This is a genomic window from Planctomicrobium stercoris (assembly GCF_051465655.1).
Classification (GTDB): Bacteria; Planctomycetota; Planctomycetia; order Planctomycetales; family Planctomycetaceae; genus Planctomicrobium.
The window spans coordinates 1,164,578-1,178,998 of the sequence record NZ_CP195791.1; the positions used below are offsets into that span (position 1 = coordinate 1,164,578).

12 protein-coding genes are annotated in these 14,421 nt (G+C 57.1%); 3 read left to right on the forward strand and 9 right to left on the reverse strand.

What is annotated here, in order from left to right; genetic code table 11:
* Positions 1-26: 26 nt before the first annotated feature.
* From SH661x_RS04730 to SH661x_RS04745, 4 genes are all read right to left on the reverse strand, one after another.
* The gene (locus SH661x_RS04730) at positions 27-890 is read right to left on the reverse strand and encodes a hypothetical protein (RefSeq protein WP_437228513.1); all 864 of its coding nucleotides are present in this window, start codon (positions 888-890) and stop codon (positions 27-29) included.
* Between the two features lie 221 nt (positions 891-1,111).
* Positions 1,112-1,684, reverse strand: a complete 573-nt coding sequence (locus tag SH661x_RS04735) for a 5-formyltetrahydrofolate cyclo-ligase (RefSeq protein WP_437228516.1) — start codon at positions 1,682-1,684, stop codon at positions 1,112-1,114.
* A 63-nt stretch (positions 1,685-1,747) separates the two neighbouring features.
* Positions 1,748-2,536, reverse strand: coding sequence for a biotin--[acetyl-CoA-carboxylase] ligase (locus SH661x_RS04740; protein ID WP_437228518.1), 789 nt, complete (start codon positions 2,534-2,536; stop codon positions 1,748-1,750).
* Positions 2,537-2,730: 194 nt separating this feature from the next.
* Complete coding sequence (locus tag SH661x_RS04745) at positions 2,731-2,982, reverse strand: hypothetical protein (protein WP_437228520.1); 252 nt, start codon at positions 2,980-2,982, stop codon at positions 2,731-2,733.
* A gap of 707 nt (positions 2,983-3,689) precedes the next feature.
* Here SH661x_RS04745 and SH661x_RS04750 point away from each other — a divergent pair.
* The 3 genes from SH661x_RS04750 (at position 3,690) to SH661x_RS04760 (ending at position 6,617) form a co-directional block, all read left to right on the forward strand.
* Positions 3,690-4,406, forward strand: a complete 717-nt coding sequence (locus SH661x_RS04750) for a hypothetical protein (RefSeq protein WP_437228521.1) — start codon at positions 3,690-3,692, stop codon at positions 4,404-4,406.
* A 227-nt stretch (positions 4,407-4,633) separates the two neighbouring features.
* Positions 4,634-5,056, forward strand: coding sequence for a PEGA domain-containing protein (locus SH661x_RS04755; protein ID WP_437228523.1), 423 nt, complete (start codon positions 4,634-4,636; stop codon positions 5,054-5,056).
* A gap of 202 nt (positions 5,057-5,258) precedes the next feature.
* Complete coding sequence (locus SH661x_RS04760) at positions 5,259-6,617, forward strand: multidrug effflux MFS transporter (RefSeq protein WP_437228525.1); 1,359 nt, start codon at positions 5,259-5,261, stop codon at positions 6,615-6,617.
* Positions 6,618-6,666: 49 nt separating this feature from the next.
* On the opposite strand, the gene SH661x_RS04765 is transcribed toward SH661x_RS04760, so the two are convergent.
* The 5 genes from SH661x_RS04765 to SH661x_RS04785 form a co-directional block, all read right to left on the reverse strand.
* Positions 6,667-8,103, reverse strand: coding sequence for an aldehyde dehydrogenase family protein (locus SH661x_RS04765; RefSeq protein WP_437228527.1), 1,437 nt, complete (start codon positions 8,101-8,103; stop codon positions 6,667-6,669).
* Positions 8,104-8,348: 245 nt separating this feature from the next.
* Positions 8,349-9,350, reverse strand: coding sequence for a D-2-hydroxyacid dehydrogenase (locus SH661x_RS04770; protein WP_437228529.1), 1,002 nt, complete (start codon positions 9,348-9,350; stop codon positions 8,349-8,351).
* A gap of 10 nt (positions 9,351-9,360) precedes the next feature.
* Positions 9,361-10,764 (reverse strand): MBL fold metallo-hydrolase, encoded by a 1,404-nt coding sequence (locus tag SH661x_RS04775; protein ID WP_437228531.1) that lies wholly within the window; start codon positions 10,762-10,764, stop codon positions 9,361-9,363.
* A gap of 917 nt (positions 10,765-11,681) precedes the next feature.
* The gene (locus tag SH661x_RS04780; protein ID WP_437228534.1) at positions 11,682-12,467 is read right to left on the reverse strand and encodes a metal-dependent hydrolase; all 786 of its coding nucleotides are present in this window, start codon (positions 12,465-12,467) and stop codon (positions 11,682-11,684) included.
* Positions 12,468-12,752: 285 nt separating this feature from the next.
* Positions 12,753-14,390, reverse strand: a complete 1,638-nt coding sequence (locus tag SH661x_RS04785; protein ID WP_437228536.1) for an alkaline phosphatase — start codon at positions 14,388-14,390, stop codon at positions 12,753-12,755.
* Between the last annotated feature and the right edge of the window lie 31 nt (positions 14,391-14,421).

Consider the following 14,421-nt stretch of genomic DNA (forward strand, 5'->3'; position numbering starts at 1 on the left):
ATCACTTCATCTGAAGGCGTGACTCTTCAGATTGCCTTGCCGTTCGCAATCGGGATGCGGCGAGGGCTGGCGGGAAATGAGATTTCTTCATCTTGCGGGACAGCAGCTTCGACAGGCTTTGGCTGCGATTGAGGTTCCGGTTGCGGAATCACGGCAGCAGGGCTCGGAGCGTGATCAGGTTCAGCTGCAGTGGCACTCTGAACCGGTTTCTCGGCGGCGGGCACAATATTGCGGAGCAGGTTCTGCATCCAGTCCCGTGCGGCGGGAGCAGTGGTTGCAGGAGGCGTGGAAACAGAATGAGAAGTCGTCTCCTGATGGCTCGCAATCGCAGGGGGGGACGACTGCATTTCGACCGGATGTGGAACGGTCCGCTGCATACTTGGGAGTGCGTGCTCCAGTTCAGATTGAGATGGAGCAGGAGCGGCGCTGGGAACTGCGGAGATGATCGGAGTGGCGACCGGCTGGGACGAACCCAGGGCGATCTGCGGTGAGGCGATTTGCGGTTCCTGTTCCTGAACGATCGCGGTCGCCTGCTTCTTGACCAGCGAAGGAGCGCGGGCTTCCGTCACATGATGAATCGGAGTCGCGACCGACTTGCTGACATCGTGATAAGGAACGGCACTGTCATTGGGGGAGGAGCTGGGGGCTGACTTGCGTTCAGCCATCAGGTCCTCTCGTCCTGCTTTGACCATCGCTTCCCGGAGTTCCGGGTAATGGCTCCACATGGCGGGGCTCCAGTGGCGGATATCCACATATGCACTGCGAAGGGGAGGCTGATGCGCGCGAGAAACGATCAGGAATTTCTCGTCTGTACGAACCAGGTGATACTGCATCGCCAGCAGAGTGCCGACACTCCCAACCGTTAGACCGGAAAGCAGAGATTTGAACATAGGACGCCTCCTCGAATCGCCACTGCGCATAGTTCCTCGTTGCCTCTGAATTCGAATAGGCAACGCTATCACACCAGCGGATTCCGGCTTGAGATTCACTCTTTCTCAGCCACAGATTTTTGCACCCTGCTGCGAGGGGCCGGTGCTGGCTGGCAAGATGTTTATTGTCTCCGCAACCGGCAGGGTTTCTCATTCCGGGGCAATCGGGAAAGCGGCCTGTTTTACCGGATCGACAGGACCCGTCGTTCCGTGACGATCATCTGGACCCGGTGGTCGTGCGCCTCTATCGGAATCGAGTCGACAAGCTGGCATTCAAACGCCAGGCCGATGCGAGGGCAGTCGGCACGCAGATCCGGAAGCAGGCGATCGTAATAGCCCCGTCCATATCCAAGTCGTCCGCCGGCAGTGTCGAACGCGACACCGGGAATGACCGCCAGATCAATTTGGTCTGGAGAAACCTGACGGTCCGGGGAAGCGCGCACATCTTCGCAGGGTTCAAGGACTCCGAAGGAGCCTCGCGTGAGCTCTTCAAATCGTCTGATCTGGACCAGCTGGAGTCTGTCTCCGTCGCAGTACGGAACAACACAGCGTCCGGGGCGAACCAGTTCCTGCTGCAGAAGCGGCTTCGTGCGGACTTCGCCTCTGACGTCGACATAGAAGAGGATCGTGCCTGCAGACTTCCATTCGGGTAACTCCGTCAATTTGCCTGCAATGATGGAGCTGGCCTGTTCTGGCTCGGCCTGCTGCCGGCGGGCAGCGAGCACACGCGTACGAATTTCCGCTTTCGATTCCATCTTCCCGAACGTCCCCGAGGAGGTTCACATCAACTTCCAACACGCAGGCAGCGTCAGCGACCGTCAATCAATCATCGTGATCTGCCCGGTGAAGAACCGCATGGGTCCGCTCTCAGTGGTGACCCGCAATGCCCCGTCATCGTCAATCCCCTGACACATCCCGGTCACTTCCATTGTGAGATCCTCGACAGTCAGTAACCGACCGGTGAGAAAGCATCGCTCGCGACAACGTTGCAGAACAGGCTGCTGGCTGACGGACAATGTTTGAATTTCGTCGGCGAAACGTTGCAGGCAGCCAATCAGAACATCTGTACGGTCAAAAGGCTGTCCGGCAACATCCAACATGGACGTCGCGGAACGCTGAAGGTCGGCAGGGGCGCCCGCCAGCGAATTGTTGACGTTGATCCCGACGCCGACGATCAACAACTCCGGCAGTTCGGGAATTGTCTCCAGAAGGATTCCGCAGATCTTCTGCTGATTCACATAAACGTCGTTTGGCCATTTCACCCGCACCTGAGCTGCAGGCAGGAACCTCTCGAGTGCAGTACAGACCGCCAGACCGGTTGTCAGCGAAAGCAACGGCCACTGCGAAATGTGGATCCCCAGATCTGCCGGGCGGAGGAGCAGGGAGAATGTTAAGGAACCTGAACACGCCCACCACTGGTGATTTTTTCGACCCCGACCCTGCAGCTGATTCTCGGCTCCGATGAGGGCTGGCAGCGGAACGTCCGTCCTGGCCAGTTCGCGTGCATCGGTGTTGGTCGAACCGGTTTCCGCCTGCCAGAGGGCGTGCTCCAGGAAGGTTTCAGCCAGGAGTCGATCGACGTTGAACAAGGATGTTTCCAGCGACATTAGGTGAGAATTCTGTCTTCAGCAGTCACGTGACAGTCTACTGAAAACCGACCCCCGACACCCGATCACGAACAATAAAAAAGGACACGGCACCACCTGATTGCCGTGTCCTTCACCTTCCGGGAAGAAGGGTGTTTCGATTGCTGCAACGCTGCTTCAAGAGTCAGTGGGGCAGGGCTTGCAGTCGCTGGAATTCAGTTCAACAGCGAATTATCCGGGCCGTTTTCGGGCTCGATATCGTCCTGAGTCTGTTCCCAGGCGTGGAAGGCCTCGAACAGATCGGAGGAGACCAGAACGGCTTCCTGCTGGCCGACCAGGAGATTCAGTTTCGTCGCACCCAACGCGCAGCGAATCTCCCGCAGGACAGACAAGGGGGCCACCAGCGTGCTGGGGGGCAGCTCGCGACATTCTTGAAAATCCAGACATGCGAGTTCAGGGGTGAACATAAAAGCTCCTGCTTTCGTTGGCTTGGGTCGGGAGACCAACCTGACTCCTGATTGCTGTTGATCTCCAGATGTGTATGGTCACGGCCAGCGACTCAGACTTCAACAAATCTTGGACCTTCAGCAAAGAAATGTCAAAATCTTCGGTTCTGGACAGCAGTTAAGAAGAGTTTGCATGTCAAGTGACTTGCACAACCTGGGAGCTTTGTGAGGCCCGAGATGAATGTGGAGATCTGCGCGACAATCCGGTGGAACGCTCAGAAAACCCACCGCATTTTCATGAGAAAACGGGTTTCCCTCTGGGAAATCCTGCATCGCTTGTCCGCGGAGAATGCCTATCGTGTTCCGTCGGCGATCCCGTGCGCCAGCTGTGCATCCCGCTGCGAAGATTGAAAGCTTCGTCCGAGCGCTTCCGCCCGTCCCGCGGATGCCTCATTGCACCGGGAGAATCTCTTCGAAGCTCCGGTTAAACCAGAGTCAGTTTGCGATCAGGAACTCTCCTCGCGGAACGTCCTTACAAATTGCGGCAACACAAATGGCCATAGCACTTTCTGCAACGCTTAATTTTCCATGGATTCGGGGTTATACTCCGGTTTGTGCAATCCCGCCGGTATCTCAGCGAGGCGCATCGAGAACAGCTGTCGATCGGGGTCGAAGAGCTCTGTTTCGCGCTTCTGAGCCTGATATTTCACGATTGAGGGAGATTGAAAATGCGACGATCCATTCTGTTGGCGACCTGCTTGCTCTCCTTGGGAATTTCCACGCTCCGGGCAGAAGAACCTGCCGCCGCCCCCGCCGCTCCTGCAGGGGGACCAGCTGTGGATGCACTTCGCAAGCTGGGGGGAAATGTTCTCCCGATCGCACAAAATGACCCGCGCCTGGACGTCTCGCTGAATCTGGCTGGTCCGGAAGTGAACGATGCGGCCGTCGTTGAAGTTGCGAAACTCCCCAGTGTGGTCTGGCTGAACCTGGCTGGGACGAAGGTGACCGACGCTGGCCTGGCTCCATTGGCTGGCCTGAAAACGCTCGAAAAACTGCACCTGGAAAAGACGGCAATCGGCGATGAAGGGCTCGCCCACCTGGCCGGACTCGAAAATCTGACCTACCTGAATATCTACTCGACTCAGGTGACCGATGCGGGCCTGAAGCACCTGCATAACCTCAAGAAGCTGAAGCACTTGTACATCTGGCAGAGCAAAGTGACCGATGCCGGCGCTGCGGAACTCAAGCAGGTTCTGCCTGAGTTGATCATCGTTGGCGAAGTCAAACTGGCTCCTCCTGCTCCTCCGAAAGAAGAACCAAAACCGGAGGAGCCAAAGCCTGAAGAGAAGAAGCCCGAAGAAGCCAAGCCGGAAGAGAAGAAACCGGAAGCTGAGAAGCCTGCCGAAGAAAAGCCGGCGGAAGAGAAGCCCGCTGAGGCGAAGTAACTGCTTGGAGGAACGGGTCCACGAGCCAGCACCAGGCGGTCCGAAGGCATTTGCCGTTGGACCGCCTTTTTTTTGCTTTAGTGCGGGCGGCAACCTTCTTTCTGATAAGGGGTTGCGGGATTGCGGCGGGCTGGAAAATCTCCTCTTGGTGGATTTCCGCCTTTCAAATTACACTCCCGCTCTTCAACAAGCCCCGTCCTCCCGTCTTGTTGCCTTTCCTACCCGGCATGCGATTCACCTCCATCACCGTCTGGCTCACGCTGTGCAGCGTTGCACTCTCGACAGGTTCGGGATGTGTCAGCCGCCGCATGACGATTCGGACGAATCCACCGGGGGCCCTCGTGGAAGTGGACGGCAAGCGACTAGGACTTTCCCCGGTCTCGACCGACTTCACCTACTACGGAACGCACGAATTCACGATCTCGGCTCCCGGATACGAAACGTTGACGGTGCAGCAGAAAGTCAAAACGCCGTTTTACCAGTACGTGCCGATCGACTTTATTACGAATCACTTCATGCCGGGCCGGGTCACTGACCGTCACGATTTCACGTACACGCTGCAACCCCGCGTAGTGCCGATCGATGAAGAACAGAACCTGATCAACCGTGGCCGGAATTTCCGCTCCAAGTCTGAGGTGGGCGGATTTTGATCCCCCCACACGTCCGAAAAAATCAGTCGTGATTCGCTGCGTACTTCCCGTGGAATCTCGCACTCGGAGAGTACGAGGGACACATTACGCGGAGCTCTCCGGGTGTGGCCGGACTGGACGAGATTTGCCAGGACGTTTATTGTGAGAAGACGTGCTGCTCACCATCGATCACGCTGGGATCGATCGCTTCATAGGAATGTGGATGTCTCTCAGTGAAACCAACTCATCCGGCCCGACCTCCCGTCGGCTGGTGGGGTTCTCTCGAATCCGGTTCATCGTCCTCCTCGGACTTCTGGATGCATTCGGCCCTCTCGGGATCGACATGTATCTCCCCGCTTTTCCTCAGATTGAACGGGAACTTCACGCTGCCAGCGGAATGATGCAGCTGACGCTGTCGTTATTTCTGGCAGGTCTGGCAGTAGGACAGCTGATCTGCGGTCCCATTTCCGACCGACTGGGACGCCGCGGTCCGTTGCTCTTTGGATCGGTGGCGTTTGCTGTTTCTTCGGTGATCTGTGCATTTACAAACTCGATCGAAGGTCTGATTGCAGCCCGGTTTGTCATGGGACTCGCCGGCGCGACGGGGATGGTGATTGCCCGGGCGGTCGTGCGGGACTGCTTCGAAGAAAAAGACTCAGCCAAGATTTATTCGATGCTCATGCTGGTGATCAGCATTGCCCCGATCCTGTCCCCCTCGGTGGGCAGTTGGCTGATGTCACTGGGAAGCTGGACGTTGATCTTCTGGGTTCTCGGGATCTTTGGCTGCCTGTGCGGAATCGCTGTGTACTTCGATCTTCCGGAAACTCACCACCCATCGAACCGGCGCAGCGATTCCTTCGGCACCGTCATGGGGCAATACGTTTCGATGATGTTCGACCGACGATTTATCGGGTATGCCGCCCCGGTCAGCCTGGCGCTCGGTGAACTGTTTGCGTACGTCGCCTCGGCGCCGTCGCTGTTCATGGATGTTTTCGGCCTCTCCGCGAATACCTTCAGCCTCGTCTTTGCTTTGAATGCGGTTGGGCTGATCGGCTCGGCCCAGTTCAATCGCTGGCTATTGGACCGGTTCGGAACGCATTCCCTGATGATCGCCACCATTTCCATGAATGCAATCTGCGTCTGCACTTTGTGCGTCCTGTCATGGACAGGCTGGGGTGGAGCACCCGCGTTTATGATCACAACCTTCCTGGCCCTGTCGAGCCTGGGGATCTTCCTCCCCAACGGGGCAGCTGCCGTCATGGCACCGTTTCCTCATCAGGCGGGGGCAGCGTCTGCACTGCTCGGGATGTTGCAGTTTGCGGGAGGAGCGATCACCGGCGCCATCGTGGGAATCTTCGCCGATGGCACAACCTGGCCGATGACGATCACCATGCTGGGCTGCTCGTTAAGCGCGTTCGTCATCACCATTCTCGCGGAGCAGCTGCGGCGCAAAGAAACAGATCTTCTTCCCGATGACATGTTCGACACCGCCATCACGGGTGAACACCGAGTGCAGTTCCTGATCGCCTCTGATCCGTCGTTGAAGACCCGGACCATCCTCGATTCGGAATCGACCGACTGATTGCTCCTTATGGGAACACCCGCTCGCGGCGCCTCTCGTCATGAAGAGATCAATGCGCCGGCGGGGGGCTGGTCTGGACTGCGCGGTTGCGGAACATGAAGTCGATGATGTTGCCTTCATGCGGCTGCAGCCAGTTGAGCTGGACCGTCTTCACTTCGCCGATGTTCAGCCGGTCGATGTGCGTCGCATCCAGGAGTTCACGCTGCCATGCGGCGTTGTCGGTCAAGGCTGTGCAGACCAGCGTGCTGCCAATCGATTTGATCATCTGCTTCTGCGGGCATTCGACGACGGAAACAAACGGGAACATGTATTCCGTGTTCGCCAGAAACGGCTCCGGACTGGTGCAGTGGACCACGGTTGGACGCAGGAAATCATGGCGTTCGTGCGAGATCCAGCGGCCACCGGACTGATAGGGAGCGGTCATGTCCGTCACGCCCGGTTCCTTCAGCTTCTCTTCAATCTGATTGTGCATCGCTTCGGCGACCCCTTTGGTCGTGAAGGCTGCGAGCATGGAATCGGGATCCGCCATCGGACGCGGTTCCACCGGCCCGAGTTTCTCGGCGATGGCCTGTGCGATCTCCCGTGTATGGCGTGACGCCCAGATGCTGCTGGCGTTGATACAGCTGCGACCGGAATTCGCGAAGACGCTGTCGACGAGGATGTCGAGGTAATCTTCCCATTGATCGACTTTGTCATCTCCAATGAGAATCTTGGAGAAGCCGGGGCCGTGCGGCTGAACCTTGGGATTGTCCTTGTACTTGTCGAGGGTCTGCTGCCCGCCGAAGATCATCGAACGGTCACAGGTTTCCATCACCGCGCTGCCGCAGTCGTGGCCGCCCGGATAAATGCACCACGCCTCCGCGGGAATGCCTGCCTTCGTCATGGCAGCGAACATCCTGTAGGGAGTCCACGGCTCCTGCGAACCCGGTTTGAGGACCAGGCCCAGCTGCAGCGGCACGAGTGCCAGCCAGAGGGTGTGAACTCCCGGTGAGTTGTTTGGCAGCACTGCCCCCAGAACCGGAGCAGTCGCCTGATAGCTGACCATCACTCCCCGGCTTTCCATGCCGTAGCCGTTGGTGAGGATGTCGAACGGCAGACCGCGGGTCAGCGACTCGAGCACCTCTTTCATGTGCTTCAGGACGAACGCATTCTTGCGCATGTTGAAGGCGCACATGTGCTCGGGCAGGCCAGTGGTTGCCGACTGAATATGGCAGAACTCATGAGGTGTCTGCGTGCCGTTCCCCAGCGGCAGAGTATCGTTCATGAAGTGATCGGCAGCCTGAGCGCACCTCTGGCACAGCTCTTCAATCGAAAGCTGCCGGAGGACTTCGCGACCCTTCAACGCTTTCCGCATATCCATCTTGATGAGGCCGCCGTTCGCCTGATCCATCCGGGCAAGTTCTTCACCAGTTTCAAAATGAACGACGGGAGCCTTCTCCATCGACTCGTAAGGCTTACCCCAGCGGATCACAGGAATTTGCAGCATGGCAGGAACTTTCCTCTTCGAAATGCACGTCTCGTGGAACTCCCAGCGTAACACGCTGGGGAAAGTGCGTGAAGGACAGGGCAGGAATGTTCTGAGTCCGTGTGAAGAACTGGCTTCGGCTTGTGTCGCAAACCGTGCTGTGTCTCGCACACGGAGAGTGCGAGGTACAGTAATCCGCACTCTCCGAGTGCGGGTGTTTGGACCGTTCCTTAATCAATTTGAAGTTTTTATGTTGAATCGCCCTCTCAATACCATTTCGCTTTATCAGCCACATTCAATAGTGGTTGACCGGAAGCAAAGCGCGTCACATTTTTCAGAAGCGTCTGGAGATGTCGCTCGGCGATGCGTGGAGAAGCGGCGGCCACATGCGGGGTGATGATGACATTCTCGCGTTTCCACAAAGGATGATCAGCGGGGAGCGGCTCGGTTTCGAAAACATCCAGTGCAGCGCCGGCGATAACTTTATTTTCCAGTGCCTGGTCGAGGTCGTTGAGGTCGACGATTGCTCCGCGTCCGATGTTGATCAGCCACGCCGTTCGCTTCATCTGCTCAAACTGAGCTGTGCGGAACATTTTGACGGTCTCGGGAGTGTGTGGGGCTGCGATGCAGACGAAGTCGCTGGCCTGGAGCAGATCTGATAATTCGGAAAGAGGCTGGACCGAATCGATCACTCCCGGAACGCTGCGGGTGAGTGGATCAATCCCGATGACAGTCATGCCGAAGGCAGCCGCTCGCCGGCAGATTTCGGCACCGATCTGTCCGACTCCGATCACACCGAGCGTGCAGTCCGCCAGATGCAGATGGTTCCGATCGATTCCCGTGACCGTTCCGACGCTGCCCGCGAGCGTCTGCTGTTCCGGACTTTGGCCGATCGGATGCCAGAGATGTTGTTGCTGCTGTCGCAGGTAGACGTGCAGATTGCGGGCGATCATCAATACGAAGCCCATCACGTGATCCGCCACAACGTCGCTGAAGAGTCCCCGCATGTTGGTCAGCACGCAGGAATGTGCAGCCAGTTCCGGAAAAATGTAATGTTCCAGACTGACGGTTGGGGCTTGTACCCACCTCAGGTTTGTCGCAGCCGCCAGTAGCTCCGGAGTGATCTTACCGAAGAAGGCGTCTGCATCCGGGATCTCTTCGAGAGCTTTCGCCGGCGACCCACAATTCGCGACAGTCATTTCGCTGGCAGCGAGTTTCACTGACGAGAGACGTGCGTCATCAATCGCTGGAAAAATCACAAGCTTCATGGTCCGTCAATCAAGCTTCAAAGCTTTCACCGTACTTCGGGACGATCGGCATTTCATCGCAGCTGTCTTTGACGAGCTGTGCAAGTTCATGGGCCGCTTCCGGTTCACCGTGCACCAGAAAGACCTTGCCGAAATGGCTGTCACGCATGGATTCTTCAAACCACCATTTGAAGTCCGTGGCATCCGCGTGGGCACTCAGTCCATCCAGCTGCAGCACCTGGGCCTTGAGAGGAAGAATGCGGTCAAAGATTTTGACCGTCTCTTTCCGGTTGGCGATCTGTCTCCCCAGCGTCTGCGGAGCCTGATAGCCCATCAGCAGGATCAGGTTGTTGGGATCGCTGACGGCATGTTTGAGATGATGCACGACGCGGCCACTCTCGCACATCCCGCTCGCTGCGATGATGACACAGGGACCCTTGCGCTTGTTCAGAGCCATACTCTCCTGATGACTCCCGACATACGTCAGATGTTCAAAGCCGAACGGATCCGGATCGGTCGTCAATACGGTCTGCAGATCCGCGTCGAGTTCCTCAGCGTGCCGGCGGAATAGATGCGTCAATTTGTTGGCAAGAGGGCTGTCGACAAAGATGGGGATTCGCGGCAGCACGTTCTGGTTGAAGAGATCGTTGAGGTAGTAGGTGATCTGCTGAGTTCGTCCCAGTGCGAAGGCCGGGATGATGACCCTGCCTCCCCGCAGCCGGGCTTCTTTAATCACATTGAGCAGAATCGCTTTGAGATCCTGCGGAGAAGAATGGATGCGGTTGCCGTACGTCGATTCACAGATGAGAACATCCGCACCATCTGTGACGAGAGCAGGATCTTTCAGGAGCGGCATATCACGACGTCCCAGGTCTCCCGTGAAGACGACCCGCTTCTGCTCCCCCTGATCCTTAAGTTCGATTTCGGTAATCGCTGAACCGAGAATGTGGCCTGCTGGCGTGAATCGAATACGGGCTTCCTGCCGGGCGTCCAGATTGATCCATTCATCGAAAGAACAAGGCTCGACAAGTTTCATCAGTCCACGGACATCTTCTTCCGTGTACAGGGGGTCGACAGGTGGATGTCCGCGAGGAAGTTTTCGCGAAAGATAGACGGCATCTTCTTCCTGAATCTTTGCAGAATCCAGCAGCATCAACTCCATGACGTCTGCTGTCGCTTCTGTGCAGAACACGGGCCCGCGAAACCCGAACTTGAACAAGCGAGGAAGATTGCCGCAGTGATCCAGATGTGCGTGAGAGAGGATCACGGCATCCAGTGTCTTCGGCTCACACTGGAATCTCTCGTTCTTGCGACGAGACTCGGAACGCGGTCCCTGAAAGAGTCCGCAGTCCAGCAGGATGCGGCGATGCGACGTCTCGATCAGATGCTGACTTCCAGTGACTTCACTGGCAGCTCCCAGAAATGTGATTTTCATCAGTCGATTTTTGTGAAATCGAAGCGAACTGTCGAGTGCAGGTGAACAGGAAGGAGGCAAGTCCTGTCGATGCGCGGATGACTCCTGATGAAATGGAAATCTTTGCTGATCCCCGTTGACAGGAACTGCCGAAAAGACGAGTGTTCGCGTCACAGCGGTCAGCGGTCAGCGGTCAGCGGTCAGCGGTCAGCAGTCAGCAGTCAGCAGTCAGCAGTCAGCTTACTTTGTATCGAGTGAAATCGCCTGCTTCGCGGCGGAACGCTTCGCACAAGGTTGCGATTCGTCGCGAGCACGAGGAAGCAAAGTAAAAAGTAGATCATTCTGCTTCGCGGCGGAACGCTTCGCACAAGGTTGCGATTCGTCGCGGGCACGAGGAAGCAAAGCAAAAAGTAGATCATTCTGCTTCGCGGCGGAACGCTTCGCACAAAGGTTGCGATTCGTCGCGGGCACGAGGAAGCAAAGTAAAAAGTAGATCATTCTGCTTCGCGGCGGAACGCTTCGCACAAGGTTGCGATTCGTCGCGAGCACGAGGAAGCAAAGTAAAAAGTAGATCATTCTGCTTCGCGGCGGAACGCTTCGCACAAGGTTGCGATTCGTCGCGAGCACGAGGAAGCAAAGCAAAAAGTAGATCATTCTGCTCCGCGGCGGAACGCTTCGCACAAAGGTTGCGATTCGTCGCGAGCACTAAAAACACCAGATCTTTCGCAGACTTGTTCGCCAGAGGACCAAAAAATCGCGTGAGCCGCAGTCACCAAAGGTACATGCAAGACATGACCTGACTGTCGCTCTTCTCGCAGCCAGTTCCTGACTGCGCAACAGGCGTTAGATCTGGATTGTTGGGAGCGACTCTTTTCGAAGAGTCGCTCCCTTTTTTTGTTGACTGCTGAGCCGCTGTGCTGGGGGCCGCAAGTGGCGATTTACTGAAAGAGGGGAGCGTCTGTCAGCTGGTCTTCCGGGACTGCTGCCGACTGCACCACCGGGGGAGTTGTGGTCTCACGCTTGGGAGCGGGTTCCTCTTCCTGTCCCGCGAAGGGAGCTGCTTCAGGATCCTGCGGAAGACCGATAATGCCAGCCTGTTCGCCTGCCACGAATGTCAGGGCGACGAGCAGGGCATAGGTGAACAGGGTCGGCCCCAGTGACGGGCTCGCCCATTTGATCGCTGTTCCGAACGATTTTTTGATCTGTGGAAGCGGACCGTTCCAGCCGACGGAGTAGATCTCATCAAGGAACAGGTGAGAGAAGAAGCCCAGTGCGAGGCCGCCCCCCATCAGCAGTTTGATCCAGGGGTTGGGGCTGGGGTAAACGAGATACATCGACTCCCCTGCGATGAGCATGGCCGGCAGGCTGTGAAACATGCCGCGATGTACGCTGAGTTTGTTCACCAGCCAGGCAAGTCCATAGCGGATGAAGAAGTACATGCAGAGCATGACGAGAATCATGCTTTCGTTGTTGACCGGCATCTGGGTGACTTTGAGGATGTGTCCCACGGTGATCAGCGGTACAACGGCGGCAGACAGAGAAAAGATTTCCTGTCCTGGCCGACCGGTCGGAATGTCCAGGTCCGGCAGCATTCCACCGACTCCGGTCAGATACCCCGCGAGCATTGCCTCGGTGGGGCTGAATTTCAGCAACGTCCCAGCTGCCACGCCATATCCGACTCCCAGCAGGCTGCTGAAGAGGATGTGTTGTCGAAATGCTGCCATGCGTCCTCCATGACGCGGGTAAGCGTTGAGAGTTGAGAGTTGAGAGTTGAGAGGGCTGGTTTTCAGGGGGGCCGGAAAACAGCTTTGGATGTGCTTGTGAAGTGACTGCGAGGAAACGATGAAAGGAATCTCGGCTCCGGAGAGACCGGGAGCCGGGAGGGAGCGGGGTTGTATCAGAATTCCCGAAGAGGGATCAAGAAGAATTTTGGCTGGGGGGGTAGTGGGTAGTGGGTAGTGGGTAGCGGGTAGCGGGAAAGTTCCTCTCTATTTCCTATCCCCTATTTCCTATTTCCCGTCCCGATCCGGGACCAGCAGCTCGGGATGGTCGAGAACCAGATAATGGCCGTGATCCGCGGTGACGATCATCACGGTTTCGTCCCAGTTGCTGTGTTTCTCAACCCAGTCCGTGACGGTCTTGATCGCAGCATCGCCGCTGAGAAACGCACCGATGGAGTTGTCGATGTTGTTGTCGTGATTTGCCCAGTCGACATCGCCCGCTTCCACCATCAGCCAGAAGGGAGAATCGTCCTGGCTGAGAACGTCCAGTGCCACTTCTGCCATCTGTGCGAGTTTCGGATTCTCGATGAGATCAGCTTCGGTGTACGTCTCGGCTTCATTCCTGCGGCCGATGGTGGGGTTGTAATTTCCGTCGGCCGTCTGGAACGGCAGGTGTCCGTACTTCGTTCCGAAAAAGCCGAGCAGACGATGCTTGCTATCGATCGCCAGTTGGGCTTTCTCACGGAGTTCTTCGATCCCGACAACGCCTGGCGTCCGCTCGGCGATGACGTACTTGCCCCCGTTGCGGACGTCCACCTTCTGCTGGTCTTCACGCGTGAGATAAGAATTGCCGGGGACGAAGTTTTTCCCTTGCCCGCTGTCCTTCGTCCGTTCTGATCCATACCCGGTCCCGATCAGGACATCGACTCCCGTCAACGGTTCCTGCGGGTGGCTGATCGAAGGGAGCCCGAGCAGGTCTCGGGTCAGATCCTGATAGTCGTCCCGGTGAACATTGTGTGAATAGGCAGCGGCCGGAGTGGCATGGCTGATGGGGACGCTGGTGACGACCCCAACACGATATCCTTTTTGCTGTGCGAGGCTGGCAATGGTCTCAGCCTGAGTCCCGTCGACCCGAACGTTGATCGACGCGTTGTAGGATTTGACCCCGCTGGTCATGCTCGCCGCTGACGTGGAAGAATCGGTGTAGGCCTGACGCAGTTCATGTTGTTCTGCCTTGCCGATCAGGTATTTGATGTCGGTCGGACGGCTCCAGGGGTAGAGTCCAGCGACCTCGTATGCATATCCACCGCGCAGGGCCTGCTCGACGTTGGAGACGGTCTGATTGTCCAGATCGCAGGTGACGTCGTCGCACCAGGGGCTGGTCACCATCCAGCCGAATTCCGTGGTGCCGGCAGCGTCATAGTCCTGCACGTGCAAGCCGGTTCCGCGACCTTCGGTGTAGGCGACCCGCTTGTTCTTGTAGGTGCTGGCAGCCCAGGTGGTCTGCCAGTCGGTTCCATCGAACACAACGAGAATGATGTGTTTCTTGCCGGCATCCAGAGCGGCCTTCTGGATGTCGAAGATATTGGTCTGATCGAAATAGGGTGCTTCCGGATTCAAAGTCCCGTAGGGCACATATCCGTAGAGATCTTCCAGCTTCGTCTGGCTGGCATAGGGGCTGTTCTGACCCTGATACGACTTCAGCGAGATTCCCGGGCCGGCATTGATCGTTCCGAAGGTGTAGACCGGAATGAGTCGATTGGAGTGGGTGCTCCAGGCCAGATAGTTCTCCGGATCCCAACCCCAGTGTCCGAACGCTCCCCGTTTTGTTTCAACTGCCTGTGTCTGCAGATCGCGAACATCATCGGCAAGGGACAGGGCAGGCAGGAGAAAGATCACAGACAAGGTCAGGCGGGAACTGAGCATGGCAGGGCATCCTGGAAAGTCTCAAAGCAGT